The organism is Halomonas sp. BC2 (genome assembly GCF_002078115.1).
Taxonomy (GTDB): domain Bacteria; phylum Pseudomonadota; class Gammaproteobacteria; order Pseudomonadales; family Halomonadaceae; genus Vreelandella; species Vreelandella stevensii.
The window spans coordinates 116,998-133,357 of sequence record NZ_LFGT01000016.1; the positions used below are offsets into that span (position 1 = coordinate 116,998).

The following is a 16,360-nucleotide window of genomic DNA, read 5'->3' on the forward strand; positions in this document are numbered from 1 at the left end:
GGCAGCGAGGAGTCAACATGCGCGAATTCAAGCGTACCGACCGGGTAGCCGACCAGCTCCAGAAGGAGCTGGCGGTACTGATCCAGCGGGAAGTAAAAGACCCGCGTCTTGGCATGATCACGGTGAGCGGCGCTGCCGTCAGCCGTGACCTGGGCTACGCCGATATCTATGTCACCCTGCTGGGTGAACAGGAGCCCGAGCGTATCAAGGAAAACCTGCAGGTGCTCAAGCGCGCCTCGGGGTTTCTGAGAAGCCAGATTGCCAAGCGCATCAAGCTGCGCCACGTGCCCGAGCTGCGTTTTCATTACGATGAAAGCGTGGTGCGTGGCCAGCACCTCTCATCGCTGATCGACGAGGCGGTCTCTACCGACCGTGCCCGCCAATCAGATGACGAGGACGACACCGACGCCCAGGGTGAGGAGACGCGCTAATGGCTCGTCGCCGTCGCGGATTACCGGTGAATGGCGTGGTGCTGCTGGACAAGCCCAAGGGCATTTCCAGCAACCATGCACTCCAGCGTGTGCGCCGTCTGTTCGAGGCGCAGAAAGCCGGGCATACCGGCACGCTGGACCCCATGGCAACGGGCCTGCTGCCCATTTGCCTGGGGGAAGCCACCAAGTTTTCCGCACACCTGCTGGAAGCCGACAAGATGTATCGCACCCGGGTCGAGCTGGGCGTGATCACCGACACCGGCGATGCCGAGGGTAACGTCATCGAGCGGCGTGAGGTGCCAAGCTTCACCGCCGAGGATGTGGAGGCCGTGCTGGTCCGCTTTCGTGGCGAGATCGACCAGGTGCCGCCCATGTATTCGGCGTTGAAGCACCAGGGCAAGAAGCTCTACGAGCTGGCGCGCGAGGGCAAGCAGGTTGAACGTGCAGCACGGCGGGTTAGCGTGTATGATGCGCGCCTGCTGGCGTTCGAGGGTCATGCCTTCGAGCTGGAAGTTAGTTGCAGCAAGGGAACCTACATCCGAACCCTGGCCGAAGACATTGGCCTGGCGCTGGGGTGTGGTGCCCACATCAGTCAACTGCGCAGGCTCAAGACCGGCCCCTTCGATGGCGACGCCATGTGGACCCTGGAGGCGCTGGAAGCGCTGGCAAGTCAGGCCCATCGCGAGGCGGAACTGATGCCCGTCGATGTGCTGGTGGATCACCTGCCATCGCTCAGCGTGGACGATGTTGCCTATGACAGGCTGGCCCACGGGCAGTCGGTGCAGCTGGCCAGTGGCGAGTTGGCAGCAGATGCGCTGGCACGACTTTATCACGCCGAGACCTTTATCGGTCTTGGCGTTGTAAAAGGGCCGCAGGAAGTGGCTCCCAAGCGACTGTTGAGTACGGTCGCTCGTTCGTAATTTCGCCGTGAAAACGTTGCAAGGATGCGGCGATTTGCGCGAAAATAGCAGCTTGAGACTGCAAATATGCGTGGTCTCACCCATTCATTTTAGGCATATTGCTTACTGGAGAGACAGATGGCATTAACCGCTGAGAAAAAGGCCGAAATCGTCAACGAATACGGCCGCGGCGACAACGACACCGGTTCCCCTGAAGTGCAGGTTGCACTGCTGAGCGCCAACATCAATGGCCTGCAGGACCACTTCAAGACCAACAAGCAGGATCACCACTCTCGTCGTGGTCTGATCCGCATGGTAAACCAGCGTCGTAAGCTGCTGGACTACCTGAAGCGTAAGGATTTCGAGCGCTATCAGTCTCTGATCCAGAAACTGGGTCTGCGTCGCTAAGCAGTCACGGCAACGATTCAAAACGGGCAGCTCCTTGCGAGCTGCCCGTTTTTTTGTTTGAGGTAGCCGTCAGCCGCGTCAACGCCTAGAATGGTGGCGAGTCAAAACGACCCAAGCGAAAAGACAAGTAGCTATTAATGTTAAAGGAAGTCGCCGTGAATCCGGTCAAGAAAACGTTCCAATACGGTCGTAGCACCGTCACCCTCGAAACTGGGCGTATCGCTCGCCAGGCCACTGGTGCCGTCATGGTCACCATGGACGAGACCGTCGTACTGTGTACGGTGGTAGCGAAGAAAGACGTCAATCCCGCCCAATCCTTCTTCCCGCTTTCGGTGCACTACCAGGAAAAGACCTACGCGGTCGGCAAGATTCCTGGCGGCTTCTTCAAGCGTGAAGGTCGCCCCACCGAGAAAGAGACCCTCACGTCACGGCTGATCGACCGCCCCATTCGCCCGCTGTTCCCCAAGGGCTTCATGAACGAAGTGCAGGTGATCTGTACCGTTCTGTCGACTGACCGCAACCATGATCCGGATATTGCGGCCATGCTGGGCACCTCGGCAGCGCTGAGCATCTCAGGCGTTCCGTTCAATGGCCCGATTGGCGCTGCGCGCGTTGGCTTCAACGAAGAGCAGGGCTACTTCCTGAACCCCACCGTCGAAGAGCTGACTACCTCTGAGCTGGACATGGTGGTGGCCGGTACCGAAAACGCCGTGCTGATGGTGGAGTCGGAAGCTCAGGAACTGCTGGAAGACGAAATGCTGGGTGCCGTACTGTTCGGCCACCAGGAGATGCAGGTGGCGGTCAACGCCATCAAGGAACTGGCCGCTGAAGCAGGCAAGCCGCGCTGGGACTGGCAGCCGCCCGCCGAAAACGTGGCGCTGAAAACCGCCATGGCCGACGCGTTCGAAGCCAAAGTGGGCGATGCGTACCGCATTACCGACAAGATGGCGCGTCAGGATGCGCTGGCCGAGCTGAAAGAGGCTGCTCTGGCCCAGCTGGCAGCTGAAGAAGGCGACTCCTCGGAAGGCAAGTTCAGTGCCGATGACGTCAAGGGGGCCTTTGCGGCGCTGGAGAAGCGCGTGGTGCGCTCTCGCGTCGTCAAGGGCGAGCCGCGCATCGACGGCCGCGACAACGTCACCGTGCGCCCGCTGGCCATCGAAGTCGGTGTGCTGCCCAAGACTCACGGCTCGGCCATCTTCACCCGTGGCGAAACCCAGGCCATCGCCGTGGCGACACTGGGCACGCTGCGCGACTCGCAGCTGATCGAGTCGCTGGAAGGCGAGCGTAAAGACCGCTTCATGCTGCACTACAACTTCCCTCCCTACTCGGTGGGTGAAGCAGGCTTCATGGGTGGCCCGAAGCGTCGTGAAATCGGTCACGGCCGTTTGGCTCGTCGTGGCGTCCAGGCCATGCTGCCCTCCGAAGAAGATTTCCCCTACACCATTCGCGTGGTGTCGGAAATCACCGAATCCAATGGTTCCAGCTCCATGGCCTCGGTTTGTGGCTCCTCGCTGGCGCTGATGGATGCAGGCGTTCCGCTGAAAGCCCCGGTGGCGGGTATTGCCATGGGTCTCGTCAAGGACGAAGACGGCTACGCGGTGCTGACCGACATCCTGGGTGACGAAGACCACTTGGGCGACATGGACTTCAAGGTAGCGGGTTCTGAAGAGGGTGTTACGGCCCTGCAGATGGACATCAAGATCGAAGGCATCAACGAAGAGATCATGGAAACCGCGCTGCAGCAGGCTCACGATGCGCGTATCGGTATCCTGGCGCAGATGAACGCCGTGATCAGCCAAAGCCGTACCGACGTCTCCGAGAATGCGCCTTCCATGGCCACCATCAAGATCGATCCGGACAAGATCCGTGACGTCATCGGCAAGGGCGGCGCTACCATCCGCAAGATTTGCGAAGACACCGGCGCGTCCATCGACCTCGATGACGACGGCACCGTGCGCATCTATGCCGAAGACAAGGCGGCGGCCAAGAAGGCCATCGATACCGTACTGGCCATCACGGCAGAAGCGGAAATCGGCAAGCTCTACCAGGGCAAGGTCGTGCGCATCGCCGACTTCGGTGCTTTCGTGAACATCATGCCGGGTACCGATGGCCTGGTGCATATCTCGCAAATCGTCGCCGAGCGCGTCAACAACGTGCGCGATTTCCTCAACGAAGGTGACGACGTCGTCGTGAAGGTGCTGGATATCGACAACCGCAACCGCGTGAAGCTCTCGATCAAAGAGATCACCGAGGAAGAGAAGGCCGCGTTTGCCGCTGCCGAGGCGGATATCGCAGGCTAATCGGCCACCCGCGTATGACCACCGCCCCTGCAGCCCCTGGCTGTGGGGGCGGTGTCGTTTGGTAGCCCCGCATATTTGAAGCCCCACGTATTTTGATAGACCCATACAGAGGAAGCAGCATGGAGCAGCAGGAGTCACCGCGCTGGTGGGCGGTGGTCGCCGTGATGATCGGCATCTTTTTACTGGTAACCGCCGAGCAGCTGCCCATTGGGCTGCTCTCGCAGGTTGCCGCAGACATGGGCGTGACCCCCGGCATGGCCGGATTGATGGTTACCGTGCCGGGAGTAGTGGCGGCGTTTTCCGCCCCCTTGCTGCCGGTGGCCGTCGGCCGTCTGGACCGCCGCATCATGCTGACGCTGATGATGGTGGTGATGGTCATTGGCAGCCTGCTGTCGGCCCTGGCCACGACCTTTATCTTTCTCCTGGCCGCCAGGGTGCTGGTGGGGATGAGTATTGGCGGTTTCTGGGCCATTGCTGGCAGCATTGCGCCGCGCCTGGTGCCGGCGCATCAGGTGGCCCGTGCCATGACCATCATCTTCGGGGGCGTGGCAGCAGCCTCGGTGCTGGGCGTGCCTTTGGGGACACTGCTGGGGGATGCCAGCCACTGGCGGGTGGCCTTCGGCGCCCTTGGCGGCTTGAGCCTGCTCACCGCCGTGGCGCTATGGGTGTGGTTGCCGCCGCTTCCACCCCGGGAGCCGGTGCGATTGCGCATGCTGGCGCAGCAGCTGCAAAACCGAGGCGTTCGGGTCGCCGTGCTGACCACCGGTCTGGTGGTGGTTGGGCACTTCGTGGCGTACACCTTTATCAGCCCAATCCTGCAGGAGATCAGCGGCGTGGCCCAGCGGCATGTAGGCAGCCTGCTGCTGCTCTATGGGGCGGCAGGCATTCTGGGCAATATCGCCGCAGGGGCTTTTGCCGGGCGCCATCCTTATCGGGCGGTGTTGGTCATCCCCAGCCTGCTGCTGGTGGTAGTCGGGCTGTTTCCGCTGCTGGGCGTGCAACCGACCAGCGGTGTGCTGCTGCTGATGCTGTGGGGCGCCGTGTTTGGCAGCGTTTCGGTCAGCATCCAGACCTGGATTCTGCGCACGGCCCCCAATACCGAAGCCGCCACGGCGCTGATGGCGTTTGTCTTCAATATGTCGATTGGCCTGGGCGCCATGGTGGGCGGTCAGGTGGTGGACAGCACCAGCCTGCCGGTGACCATGTGGGCATCGGCAGGGCTGTTCCTGCTGGGGATGCTGCTGGTATGGCGCACCCCCGCGCGCATCGTGGGGGAAAAGAACCGCTAGCCGTCAGGCAAAAAAATGCCCCCGCGTGTGCGGGGGCAGTCATCACGGCGCGAGAGCGCGGTATCAGGCGCGCTCGATGGCCAGCGCCACCCCTTGCCCGCCACCGATACACAGGGTGGCCAGGCCTTTTTTGGCATCGCGGGCGATCATTTCGTGGAGCAGCGTGACCAGCACGCGGCAGCCGGAGGCACCGATGGGGTGGCCAATGGCAATGGCGCCGCCGTTGACGTTGACCTTCGAGGTATCCCAGCCCAGCTCCTTGTTGACCGACAGCGCCTGAGCCGCGAAGGCTTCGTTGGCTTCGACCAGGTCCAGGTCATCCAGGCTCCAGCCCGCTTTTTCCAGGCAGCGGCGGGTAGCCGGTGCCGGGCCGATGCCCATGATGGCCGGGTCGACCCCTGCATTGGCATATGCGGCAATGCGTGCCAGCGGCTCCAGGCCCAGCTCTTTGGCTTTTTCAGCGGAGCAGAGCATGACCACGGCAGCACCATCGTTGAGCGATGAAGCGTTGCCGGCTGTCACGGTGCCCTCTTTCTTGAAGGCAGGGCGCATGCCGCCCAGCTTGTCGGCAGACACTTCGCGCGGGTTTTCGTCAGTATCAAAAACCACCGGGTCGCCTTTACGCTGGGGGACTTCCACCGGCACGATCTGGCCTTTGAACTTGCCCTCTTTGATGGCGGCGGCGGCTTTTTGCTGCGAAGCGGCGGCAAATTCGTCCATCTCTTCCCGGGTGATGGCGTATTTTTCGGCCAGGTTTTCGGCGGTGATGCCCATGTGGTAGTTGTTGAACGCGTCCCACAGGCCGTCGTGGACCATGGAATCGATGGCTTTCCAGTCGCCCATGCGCTGGCCGTTACGCGAATTCGGCAGGATGTGCGGGGAGGCTGACATGTTTTCCTGGCCGCCTGCCAGGATGATCTCGGCATCGCCACAGCGAATGGCCTGAGTGGCCAGGTGCAGCGCCTTGAGGCCGGAGCCACAGACCTTGTTGATGGTCATGGCCGGCACGCTCTCTGGCAGGCCTGCCTTGATGGCGGCCTGGCGAGCGGGGTTTTGGCCGACGCCTGCGGTCAGTACCTGACCCAGCAGCACTTCATCGATCTGTTCAGGAGCCACGCCCGTCGATGCCATGATGTCTTTGATGACCAGTGCGCCCAGGTCGCTGGCAGGAATGCCGGCAAGTGAACCGCCAAATGAGCCTATAGCTGTGCGGCGAGCCGCCACAATGACCACGTCTTGCATACATTGACTCCTTGAGTGAGTGTTGCATCGTTTCTATCGCAGATAAATTCATCGCAGATAAATTCATCGCAGATAGATGCATCGCAGATAGACGTGCCGCCTATCTCTTGTTGTTAGCGACGTTACTGCGTGTCGTGTCAGGCTTGGCTACCAGCATAGGGGAAGGTTGTGCATTGCGGCAATACGCTTTTTTTGGCAAATAAAAACGGGCCGATCAACGGCCCGCTGGAAACATCGTTTCTGAACTGTCGTTTCTCAATGCATGCGTCTTACGCCAGCTGTACCGGTATGGCATTGCTGGTGTGGCTGACGTGGTTGCCTTCCTGCAGGTAGACCAGCGCGGGCTGGTGCTGCTCCACTTCGGCTTCGGAGTAGTGGGCGTAGCTGCAGATGATGATGCGGTGCCCAGGCGAGGCCAAATGCGCCGCCGCGCCGTTGATGGAGATCAGCCGTGAGCCTTCCTCGCCGCGAATGGCGTAGGTGGTGAAGCGCTCGCCGTTCTCCACGTTGTAGATCTGGATCTGTTCGTTTTCGCGGATCCCGGCCATGTCCAGCAGCTCGCCGTCGATGGCGCAGGAGCCTTCGTAGTTGAGCACGGCGTGGGTGACGCGGGCCATGTGCAGCTTGGCCTTGAGCATGATGGTATGCATGAAAACTCCTGGATGACGAGCCAGCCCGACGGCTAGCCCTGGGCAGCTTTGGGTAGCTGCACACTGATGTTATCGATAAGCCGTGCCGGGCCGAGTTTGGCAGCTGCCAGCAGAACGGCCTGGTGGGTGGACGGCGTGACCGGGCCGAGTGCGGTGTCACGCAGCTCCAGATAGTCGGGCGTAAAGCCGGCATCATACAGCGCAGCCTTGCCGCGTTGTAGTACCTGTTCGGTGGGTTCGCCTTGCCCCAGCGCCTCGCGTAATGCGCACAGCGTGCGATATAGCGCAGGCGCCTGGGCGCGCTCTTCGGCACTGAGGTAGCCATTGCGCGATGACAGGGCCAGACCGTCCTCGGCACGCACGATGGGCACGCCCAGAATCTCGATGGGCATGTGCAGGTCGGCGACCAGCTTGCGGATCACCGCCAGCTGCTGATAGTCCTTTTCGCCAAAGCAGGCGACATCGGGCTGAACCAGGTGGAACAGCATGCTGACCACCGTCGAGACGCCATCGAAGTGCCCAGGGCGTGACCCGCCGCACAGCCCTTCGCCTACCACCGGTACGTGGACACGGGTTTGTGCCGCCAGGCCATTGGGGTAGAGCGCGCTCACCGTGGGGGCGAACAGAACATGGCAGCCCGCCTCGGTGAGCTGGGCCTGGTCCGCCTCGAAGGTGCGCGGGTAGGCATCCAGGTCTTCACCCGGGCCAAACTGCATCGGGTTGACGAACAGGCTGGAGACCACCACGTCCGCGTGCTGCCGGGCGGTGGCCACCAGAGCCAGGTGACCGGCATGCAGGTTGCCCATGGTGGGCACCAGCGCAATACGCTGCCCCTGGCGCCGATATTCGCGCAGCATGGCGCGTAGCTCGTTGATATCTCGCAAAGTGCGCATAGGAAATTCGCAATGACTCGCTTAGAAGCAGTGTTCCGTGGCGGGGAAAGTGCGGTGCTTGACCGCCTGATGGTACGCTTCGAAGGCCCCTTGAATGGAGCTGGCCTCGCTCATGAAGTTCTTCACGAAACGCGGCGTGCGGCCATGGGTAACCCCCAGTACATCGTGCATCACCAGAATCTGTCCATCGGTATCCGGCCCTGCGCCAATGCCGATGACGGGCACATCCAGCGCTTCGGTGACGGCTTTGCCAAGGCTGGCAGGCACGCATTCGAGCAGAATGACTGACGCACCGGCCTCTACCAGTACCCTGGCATCCTCGATGATCTGCGCTGCCTGCTCGGCCTCGCGGCCCTGCACCTTATAGCCGCCCAACTGATAAACGGTTTGCGGGGTCAGACCCAGGTGGGCACATACCGGCACGCCCCGGCGCGTCAGTTCGCGAATGCCGTCGGCCATCCAGGCTTCGCCTTCCACCTTGACCAGCTCGGCACCGGCACGCATCAGCGCTGCGCCATCCTGTAACAGTTGGGCGGTAGTGGCATTACTCATGAAGGGCAGGTCGACCATGAGCAGGCTATGGCCCTTGCCCCGCGCGGCACAGCGGGTGTGGTAACAGATATCGTCGATGGTGACGGGGAGCGTGCTGCTGTGACCTTGCAGCACCATGCCCAACGAATCACCGACCAGCAGCACATCGACACCAGCGGCGCTGGCGGCGTGAGCAAAAGAGGCATCGTAGGCGGTCAGGCAACTGAACGTTTCGCCGGCGCGCTTATAGGCTTGTAGCGTGCTCAGGGTAACGGTTTTCATGGCGTGCTCTCGTTGTTTCTTCATGGGGTCAAGGGCATGGCTGAACGTCAGCGCTGCTCGACCGTTATTATCGCGGCATCCCTGCGTGTGCGAAGGGGTTTAACCGGCAATTGTCACCTGAATGCGGGCATGGTGTCGAGATTTGTGTCAGACGCTAGCCGTCGAGGGGGCGGCCGTATTGGGTAAGCGACGGATGTCGTCCAGCGGAAGTGTCGATGCCCACTGGTCGAGCGGCTGCCCATGTAGGGTGAGCGATGGCTCCAGCGTGCTGGCAAGCTCTGCCAGCGGCACCAGTACGAAGGCGCGCAAGTGCATTTGCGCATGGGGCACGGTCAAGCGCGGCCATTGGCAGTGCTGTGACCCATAGAGCAGCAGGTCCAGGTCCAAGGTGCGGGCCCCCCAGTGGCGCAAACGCCGCCGCCGATGGCGCTGCTCGAGCGCCTGCAGCTGATCCAGCAGGGCCAGCGGCGAGAGGCGGGTCTCCAGGCAGGCCACGGCATTGATGAAGTCAGGCTGGTCCTGAGGGCCTATCGGCGGGGTGGCGTAGAGCGAGGAGTGGCCCTGCATCTGGCACAGGGGCAGCTCGGCCAGCGCCTCCAGGGCCCGAATGAGCTGCCCCTTGGGGTCGTCCAGATTGCTGCCCAGGCCAATATAGGCGCGTACCGGGCTCACGCTTCGCCCTTGCGAGATTTACGCTTTTTCTTGCGCCGCCGGTCGCCCTGGCTTGCCGGGTCGCTGCCGACTTTTTGCAGCAGGCGCAGCTGTTCGTGTTCGTCACCTTTTTGGAAGGCCGTCCACCAGTCGCCCAGGCCACGCGGGATCTCGCCCGCCTGCTCACGGAGCAACAGCAGGTCGTAGGCTGCCCGAAAACGTGGATGCTCGCGGGTCTGGAAGGCGCGCTTGCCCCGCCGCATGGGCAGACGCGATTGCAGCTCCCAGATTTCCCGCATGGGAATACCGAAACGCTTGGGAATCGACGTGTGCTGCAACTGGCGTGAGACGACCTGCTGGGCGGCGTTTTGCAGCGCGGGCACTGGGGGCATGCCATCGCGTTCGAGTTCTGCCTGACGATGCACCACCGGTGCCCACAGGAACGCCGCCAGCAGAAACGCGGGCGTGACCGGGCGATCTTCGGCAATACGCTTGTCGGTATTGATCAGCGCTTGCTCGATCAACTCCTCTGCCCAGGCGGCATCGGCCATGGCCTCTTCGGCTTCCGGGAAGAGCATGCCGAACAGGTTGTAGTGGCTCAGCAGGCGGAAGGTAATCAGCCCATGGCCGGACATGAACAGCTTAAGCACTTCGTCGAACAAGCGTGCCGGAGGAATGTTCAGCAGCAGCGGAGCAAGGTCGTACATCGGCGCTTCGGTGGCCGGCTCGATGGTGAAATCGAGCTTGGCGGCAAAGCGGACCGCCCGCAGCATCCTCACCGGGTCTTCCCGGTAGCGCGTGGCAGGGTCACCGATCAGGCGCAGAGTGCGTGAGTCAATGTCCTGTGCGCCGTTGGCGAAGTCGTGAATGGTGAAGTCGGCAATGTTGTAATAGAGCGCGTTGACCGTGAAGTCACGCCGTAGCGCATCCTCCTCGATACTGCCCCACACGTTGTCGCGCAGCAGCAGGCCATCGTCGGACTGATGGGCAATGTGGTCGCCGTGCTCGTCCTGCGGCTTGCCGCGGAAGGTGGTCACCTCGATGACCTCACGACCAAAGCGCACATGTACGATGCGGAAGCGACGGCCGATCAGGCGCGAGTTACGAAACAGATCACGCACCTGCTCCGGCGTGGCGTTGGTGGCCACGTCGAAATCCTTGGGCATCTTGCCCAGCAGCGCATCACGAATGCAGCCACCCACCAGGTAGGCATCGTAGCCAGCGCCATTGAGGCGATAGAGCACCTTCAGCGCGGCTTCACTGATTTGCTTACGAGAAACGGGATGCTCGGAGCGCGGAATAATACGTGGGCTGAGCGCGTTGTCAGCGCTCTCTGGGGAATCGAGCAGTGATTTCAAGTGCTCTCCCGGACGATGTAATAAACGGGTAAATCCTTTAAACATGCGGCGATATCGACTCGCAGGGGTATCGATCAAGGCGTTGAGTGTATCCGACCCCCGATAGCTTGCAAAGCGCCGAGGTAGCGTTTGGGCGGTAACAGGTGACAAATGCGGAAAGGGGAGGCTACATGAGCCTCCCCCTACTAAGCAGACAATCAGCATCCATGCTGCTGTTTTTATTCATGATGGCACATCGCCCTGAATACGCACCGCAGTCGGTAGGCGTAAGAACCACTCTGATTCCGACCGCCTCGTATTCAAAACAATAATCCAACCGCGAACTTTTCTCTCCCGGCGAGTTGTTATTGGCTCCGGGGGTGTACACCTATGCTGCTGTTATTGTTGTTGGGGTGCAGCTTTTTGTGTACGTCGCGTCCTTATTTGGGCACTTGTAGGTTGCTGTTGTTTTTGTTGTCACATCAGGGTCTGCGCCGTGTTTGCAAACCCTGTGCTTACAAGTAGTGAGACTCGAGCCTGTTGTTCTTGTTAGTACCGTTATCTCTACCTGGCCCTGTTGTTCTTGTTGTGGCTCAGGTGGGGGCGGCGTCATGTTGTTTTTGTTAGCGACTGCCGCGTGGCCCAGTTTGTTCTTCTTGCTGAGTAATATTGCACTCGCTGTGCCACCTATCAGATAGCGTTTATTTTTCATGGGCTTGGCGTTTTAAAGGCGGGCCAGGGAACTTATCCGCACAGGAAGTGTTACCCCGAAATTGCCCTTTTTGCCGAGTCGTTGTGTGGGAAGGTAACAGTGAAGGGGTAACGGTTTTTGGATAATTCTTATGCAAATCAATCTATTGGACGTTAGTCTTATTGTCGACTTAAGTTTATCGGCGTGTCGTTTTTTTACGGGGAATCCCTAGCCGTTGACGCCTTTCCCAGAGGTTCTTGCGGCTGATGCCCAGCTTCTGTGCCAGCTCCGTTTCGCTCATCTGGTCCTGATGCTCCAGCACGAAGTGCTGAAAATAGTCCTCCAGAGAGAGGTCGTCCTCGTTGGGTTCCGGTTCACCGTCGCTGGCAGGAGCCGTGGGTGTGACGCTGGCGGTGGGGGACGGCGCCGGGCGATTGGTCACTGGACCAAGCCCTAGGTCGTCAGGATGGATCAGATGCCCCTCGGCCAGAATGACGCCGCGCTCCAGGGCATTTTCCAGCTCGCGCACGTTACCGGGCCATGGGTAGTCGCGCAGGTCCTGGCGTGCCGCCCGTGAAAGCCTCAGCCCCGGCCGCTCATGTCGCTTGCACGCTTTCTCCAGCAGAATGTCGGCAATCTTCAGCACGTCATCCTCGCGCTCCCGCAGCGGCGGCAGGGCAATCTGCATGACGTTCAGGCGGTAGTAGAGGTCGAGCCGGAATTCGCCGCTCCTGGAGAGGGCGCGCAGGTCCCGGTGGGTGGCGGCAATCAGGCGCACATCCACGTGGCGTGTTTCGACCGAGCCAATCTTGCGGATCTCGCCCTCTTGCAGCACCCGCAAGAGCCTGGCTTGGGCGTCCAGCGGCAGTTCACCAATTTCATCCAGAAACAGCGTCCCGCCGTCCGCGGCTTCCACCAACCCGGTGCGGGCGGCGCTGGCGCCGGTAAAGGCTCCCTTTTCATGGCCAAACAGTTCGGACTCGATCAGAGTTTCGGGGATCGCCGCGCAGTTCACGCAGATCAACGGTGCCTTGGCACGCTTGCTTTGTTGATGAATGGCGCGGGCGACCAGCTCCTTGCCGGTGCCGGACTCGCCCTGGATCAGCACGGTCACATCGGCGGGCGCCGTTTTGCGAATGCGCGTATAGACCTGCTGCATGGCGCTGCAATCACCGATCATCGTCTGCCTGCCACCGCCATCGTCGGTGATGTCCGGGGGAGTACCCTGCTGCATGGATTGCTTGTGCAGAATGCGCTCGACGGTTTCCAGCAGTTCGGTATGGTCAAAGGGCTTGGCCACGTAATCTACGGCGCCCTGCTTCAAGGCATCCACCGCCGAGCGCATGCTGGCATAGCTGGTCATGATGAGCACCGGGGCCGGGGCGGCCAGGGCGATCAGCGCCGTGCCCGGTTCCCCAGGCAGGCGCAGATCGCTGATCACCAGATCGAAGTCGCTGGGGGGGGAGCTCGCGGGCTTCCTCGACGCTGGCGGCCTCGCTGACGCGATAGTCATGACGCTCCAGCAGGCGCTTGAGGGCGCTGCGAATAATCGCTTCATCTTCAACAATCAGTATCCGGGGCATGGGGCAAGTGATCATCCTGTCGGTAAAGCGGGAGCCATAGCGTGATGGCCGTGCCGCGAGGCTGTCCGGGAGGTGGCGAAGCCACTTCTATGTTGCCTTGGTGCTCATTGATGATTTGATACGCCAACGATAACCCAAGCCCGGTACCTTCGCCTGCCGGTTTCGTGGTGGTGAACGGTTCGAACAGCCGGTGTTTGACGCTGTCGTCGATGCCGTGACCGTCGTCGGTCACGCGCCACCAGGCGTGGTTGGTCTGGCGGCCAGCCTCGATCACCACGCTGCCTTGCGGGGCACAGGCATCCTTGGCATTGCTCAGCAGGTTGACCATCACCTGGGTCAGCCGCTGGGCGTCACCACGCACCACAATGTCATCCGCGCACGCATTGGTAAAGCGCACATCCTCCCCTGAGCGGGCCAGGTGGATCAAGTGCAAGGCATCGTCGCTGACGCTGGCCAGGGCGACCGGGGCGGCGGGCTGAGGCAGGGCCGCTCGGCCGCCATGGGCAAAGCCGACCAGCGAGTTGACGATGCGGGTCACGCGCTGGGTCAGCTGTTGGATCTGGTCGGCGGTTTCCAGCAGTGCTGGGTCTTCGGTGTCGTAGCGCAGGTTTTGGGCCAGCGATGAGATGCCGGTAATCGGATTGCCGATCTCATGGGCCACGCCGGCGGCCAGTTGGCCAATCGAGGCCAGCCGCGCGGCGTGCACGAGTTCCTCTTCCAGCCACTTCATTTCGGTGTGGTCTTCGACCAGCACCACGCTGCCGCCACGGCTGTCATGGCCACTCAGAACCGCTTTATGCAGGGTGAGAAAGTAATCCTTGCCGTGCAGCGAGACGGCCTGTTTGTAAAGCGGGGTCTGGTCTGCTTCCAGTACGCTGCCCAGCAGTTCCGGCCAGGGTGCGGGCAGGCTGTCGCGGCGTGAGCCGATCACGCTGTCTCCACTGATACCCGAGAGCTGCGACAGCGCCTGATTCCACATCAGGAGTTCGTCGTCGTCACCCAGTACGCAAAGCCCGACGGGGAGATACGCCAGCGTCTGGCGGTGGTGGCGGCGCAGACCGTCCAGTTCGCGGGCCAGCCCGGTCAGTCGTGAACGGTAGGCTTCCAGGCGGCTTTCGACGAAGTGAATGTCGTCGGTGACCGGCGCATCGTCGTGGCGATAGGGCAGGTAGCGGTCCACGATGTCGCGCGCCACCGAAGGCCCCATGAGCCCGGACAAGTTGGCCTGGATACGATCACGCAGGCGACGCAGTGCGTAGGGGCGGCGCTCCTGGGGTGTCAGGTTGAGCGCCTTCAGGGCGCGGCTGACCTCACGGCCAGCGGCTTCCTCGCCCAGCGCCTGGGCCAGGTGCGCGGTGAAATCACCGGCGGTGGCGGCCTCCAGCGGCAGGCGCTTGGAACGGATGACCGCGTCCACCGAGCAGGCCTCGGCAGACGAGCTTTCGCCTTCGGACATGCGCGTGAACAGCGATACCACCATCAGCAGAACGATATTGATGGCCAGCGAGACCAGCGTGACGCTGAACCAGGCAGGGTCATCGGCGCTCATCAGCGGGGTGAAGGGCAGGGCGGGCAGCGGGGTGTTGAGCAGCAGGGGCAGCCAAAGCCCCCACAGCCAGATGACGATACCGCCGACCAATCCCGCCAGGGTGCCCTTGCGATTGGCGCCGGGCCAGTAGAGCAGTGCCAGCATGCCCGGCAGGCACTGGGCCATGCCCACGAAGGCGGCCAGCCCTAGGCTGGTGAGGGAGTGATAGCGGCCCAGGCTTTCGGCGAACAACCAGCCACCGGCAATCACCGCGACCACCAACGCGCGACGTAGCCACAGCAGCCAGCCATAGAGGTCGCTGCGCGCTTCCGGCGGCCGGGCTACGAGCACCAGGTGATTCAGCACCATGCCCGACAGCGCCAGCGCAATCATCATCATGGTACCGCTGGCTGCGGCCAGGCCGCCGATGAAGGCCAGCGCACCGACCCACCAATGCTCGGTCATCAGATAGGCGGCGTAGGCCGCGACGGGAACGTCGGACTGGGTCGATTGGGCTGCCCATAAGATCAGCGGGACGGGCAGCGCCATCAGCAGCAGAAACAGTGGCAGTGACCAGCTGGCCTGAAGCAGGGTGTGCCGTGAGAGGCTTTCGGCGAAGGTGATTTGAAACAGGTGCGGCATCATGAAGGCGGCGGCAAAAAACAGCAGCAGCAAGGTTCTCCATTGGGGCGCTTCCAGCTGCGGGGTAGCGGCCTGCACGGCGGCCCCCGGGCCTTCCAGCCAGCGCTGCAGGTCCTGGGGGCCATCGAACACCCACCACAGCGCAATCACGCCAAGCCCCAGCATGGCCAGCAGCTTGATCACCGATTCGAAGGCAATCACGGTCAGCAGCGTATCGTGGCGCTGGCGGTGGCTATGGCGGGCACCAAACAGCACCGCGCAGGCAGCGATGGCGGCGCAGAGCAGCAGCGTGACGCCCCCGCTGTAATGGCTACCCGAGAGCAGCGCAATGGTGTCGCTGAGAGTCTGCACCTGAATGCCCAGCAAGGGCAGGACGGCCGCCAGGCTCAGCAGCGTGACCAGCGTACCGGCCCAGCGTGACCGATAGCGGAACGCAAACAGGTCGGCCAGAGATGAGAGCTGGTAAGTGCGGGTGATACGCTGGATGGGCACCAGCAGTACCGGTGCCAGCAAGAAGGCACCGGCCGCGCCCAGGTAGTAGGCCAGGTAGCCGAAACCGGCCTTGGAAGCCATCTCGACGCTGCCGTAGACCGCCCAGGCGCTGGCATAGACCCCTAGCGCCAGGGTGTAGACCATGGGGTGACGCGTGACCCGGATAGGGACCCAGCCGCGCTCGACGGCCATGCCGCAGGCCAGCAGCAGGCCAAGATAGCCCAGGCCCAGCAGGGCAACCCCCGCTAGCTCAACGCTCATCCAGTTTCCTCTTCTGTTCGAGCCATAGGGTCAGGGCGATCAGACCACCCCAGATGGCGAAAGGGCGATACCAGGCCGTGTCCGGGTCGCCCCAGCCGTTCATGAACAGAGGCGACAGCAGATAGCCGCCAAACACCAGAAACAGCATGATGCGGTAAACGTACATGTCAGGGCTCCTCGGGCGTGGGCCGGTGGGCGTGGGGCGTCAGGCGCTCGGGCGACCAGTGGGCAATGGCCCACTGCAGCTGAG

General features: G+C 62.0%; 13 protein-coding genes and 2 pseudogenes. 5 read left to right on the forward strand and 10 right to left on the reverse strand.

The features are described 5' to 3' along the window. Positions 1-17 precede the first annotated feature (17 nt). The 5 genes from rbfA to B7L71_RS11495 all read left to right on the forward strand — a co-directional run bounded on the left by rbfA (position 18) and on the right by B7L71_RS11495 (position 5,327). Positions 18-431, forward strand: a complete 414-nt coding sequence (gene rbfA / locus B7L71_RS11475; protein WP_016915926.1) for a 30S ribosome-binding factor RbfA — start codon at positions 18-20, stop codon at positions 429-431. Then, positions 431-1,351, forward strand: coding sequence for a tRNA pseudouridine(55) synthase TruB (truB, locus tag B7L71_RS11480; protein WP_081138056.1), 921 nt, complete (start codon positions 431-433; stop codon positions 1,349-1,351). Before rbfA ends, truB begins: the two co-directional genes overlap by 1 nt. A 117-nt stretch (positions 1,352-1,468) precedes the next feature. Continuing rightward, positions 1,469-1,738 (forward strand): 30S ribosomal protein S15, encoded by a 270-nt coding sequence (rpsO, locus tag B7L71_RS11485; RefSeq protein WP_016915928.1) that lies wholly within the window; start codon positions 1,469-1,471, stop codon positions 1,736-1,738. A gap of 137 nt (positions 1,739-1,875) precedes the next feature. Next, positions 1,876-4,038 (forward strand): polyribonucleotide nucleotidyltransferase, encoded by a 2,163-nt coding sequence (gene pnp, locus B7L71_RS11490; protein ID WP_081138058.1) that lies wholly within the window; start codon positions 1,876-1,878, stop codon positions 4,036-4,038. A gap of 119 nt (positions 4,039-4,157) precedes the next feature. Next, the gene (locus B7L71_RS11495; RefSeq protein ID WP_081138060.1) at positions 4,158-5,327 is read left to right on the forward strand and encodes an MFS transporter; all 1,170 of its coding nucleotides are present in this window, start codon (positions 4,158-4,160) and stop codon (positions 5,325-5,327) included. Between the two features lie 63 nt (positions 5,328-5,390). Here B7L71_RS11495 and B7L71_RS11500 read toward each other — a convergent pair whose 3' ends face one another. From B7L71_RS11500 to B7L71_RS17360, 10 genes and pseudogenes are all read right to left on the reverse strand, one after another. Continuing rightward, the gene (locus tag B7L71_RS11500) at positions 5,391-6,569 is read right to left on the reverse strand and encodes an acetyl-CoA C-acetyltransferase (RefSeq protein ID WP_081138062.1); all 1,179 of its coding nucleotides are present in this window, start codon (positions 6,567-6,569) and stop codon (positions 5,391-5,393) included. A 269-nt stretch (positions 6,570-6,838) separates the two neighbouring features. Next, positions 6,839-7,219, reverse strand: a complete 381-nt coding sequence (gene panD, locus B7L71_RS11505) for an aspartate 1-decarboxylase (RefSeq protein ID WP_016915932.1) — start codon at positions 7,217-7,219, stop codon at positions 6,839-6,841. Between the two features lie 32 nt (positions 7,220-7,251). Beyond that, positions 7,252-8,112, reverse strand: a complete 861-nt coding sequence (gene panC / locus B7L71_RS11510; RefSeq protein WP_081138064.1) for a pantoate--beta-alanine ligase — start codon at positions 8,110-8,112, stop codon at positions 7,252-7,254. A 21-nt stretch (positions 8,113-8,133) separates the two neighbouring features. Next, complete coding sequence (gene panB / locus B7L71_RS11515; protein WP_016915934.1) at positions 8,134-8,925, reverse strand: 3-methyl-2-oxobutanoate hydroxymethyltransferase; 792 nt, start codon at positions 8,923-8,925, stop codon at positions 8,134-8,136. A 147-nt stretch (positions 8,926-9,072) separates the two neighbouring features. Continuing rightward, positions 9,073-9,597, reverse strand: a complete 525-nt coding sequence (gene folK, locus B7L71_RS11520; protein ID WP_016915935.1) for a 2-amino-4-hydroxy-6-hydroxymethyldihydropteridine diphosphokinase — start codon at positions 9,595-9,597, stop codon at positions 9,073-9,075. Next, positions 9,594-10,979 (reverse strand): polynucleotide adenylyltransferase PcnB, encoded by a 1,386-nt coding sequence (pcnB, locus tag B7L71_RS11525; protein ID WP_026001952.1) that lies wholly within the window; start codon positions 10,977-10,979, stop codon positions 9,594-9,596. The genes folK and pcnB overlap by 4 nt, the downstream gene beginning before the upstream one ends. Positions 10,980-11,800: 821 nt before the next feature. Next, positions 11,801-12,745 (reverse strand): annotated as a pseudogene (locus B7L71_RS11530) (sigma-54 interaction domain-containing protein); the annotation flags it as partial. A 177-nt stretch (positions 12,746-12,922) separates the two neighbouring features. Further along, a pseudogene (locus B7L71_RS18040) lies at positions 12,923-13,162 on the reverse strand (hypothetical protein); the annotation flags it as partial. Positions 13,163-13,164: 2 nt separating this feature from the next. After that, positions 13,165-16,110 (reverse strand): ATP-binding protein, encoded by a 2,946-nt coding sequence (locus B7L71_RS11535; protein WP_081138066.1) that lies wholly within the window; start codon positions 16,108-16,110, stop codon positions 13,165-13,167. Next, a complete protein-coding gene (locus B7L71_RS17360) occupies positions 16,100-16,276 on the reverse strand; it encodes a hypothetical protein (RefSeq protein ID WP_016915939.1) in 177 nt (58 codons plus the stop codon). Before B7L71_RS17360 ends, B7L71_RS11535 begins: the two co-directional genes overlap by 11 nt. Between the last annotated feature and the right edge of the window lie 84 nt (positions 16,277-16,360).

Bases quoted from the DNA above. Each gene is read 5' to 3' on its own strand.
- rbfA (WP_016915926.1), top strand. From the start codon at position 18: ATGCGCGAATTCAAGCGTACCGACCGGGTAGCCGACCAGCTCCAGAAG.
- truB (WP_081138056.1), top strand. From the start codon at position 431: ATGGCTCGTCGCCGTCGCGGATTACCGGTGAATGGCGTGGTGCTGCTG.
- rpsO (WP_016915928.1), top strand. From the start codon at position 1,469: ATGGCATTAACCGCTGAGAAAAAGGCCGAAATCGTCAACGAATACGGC.
- pnp (WP_081138058.1), top strand. From the start codon at position 1,876: ATGTTAAAGGAAGTCGCCGTGAATCCGGTCAAGAAAACGTTCCAATAC.
- B7L71_RS11495 (WP_081138060.1), top strand. From the start codon at position 4,158: ATGGAGCAGCAGGAGTCACCGCGCTGGTGGGCGGTGGTCGCCGTGATG.
- B7L71_RS11500 (WP_081138062.1), bottom strand. From the start codon at position 6,569: ATGCAAGACGTGGTCATTGTGGCGGCTCGCCGCACAGCTATAGGCTCA.
- panD (WP_016915932.1), bottom strand. From the start codon at position 7,219: ATGCATACCATCATGCTCAAGGCCAAGCTGCACATGGCCCGCGTCACC.
- panC (WP_081138064.1), bottom strand. From the start codon at position 8,112: ATGCGCACTTTGCGAGATATCAACGAGCTACGCGCCATGCTGCGCGAA.
- panB (WP_016915934.1), bottom strand. From the start codon at position 8,925: ATGAAAACCGTTACCCTGAGCACGCTACAAGCCTATAAGCGCGCCGGC.
- pcnB (WP_026001952.1), bottom strand. From the start codon at position 10,979: ATGTTTAAAGGATTTACCCGTTTATTACATCGTCCGGGAGAGCACTTG.
- B7L71_RS11535 (WP_081138066.1), bottom strand. From the start codon at position 16,110: ATGAGCGTTGAGCTAGCGGGGGTTGCCCTGCTGGGCCTGGGCTATCTT.
- B7L71_RS17360 (WP_016915939.1), bottom strand. From the start codon at position 16,276: ATGTACGTTTACCGCATCATGCTGTTTCTGGTGTTTGGCGGCTATCTG.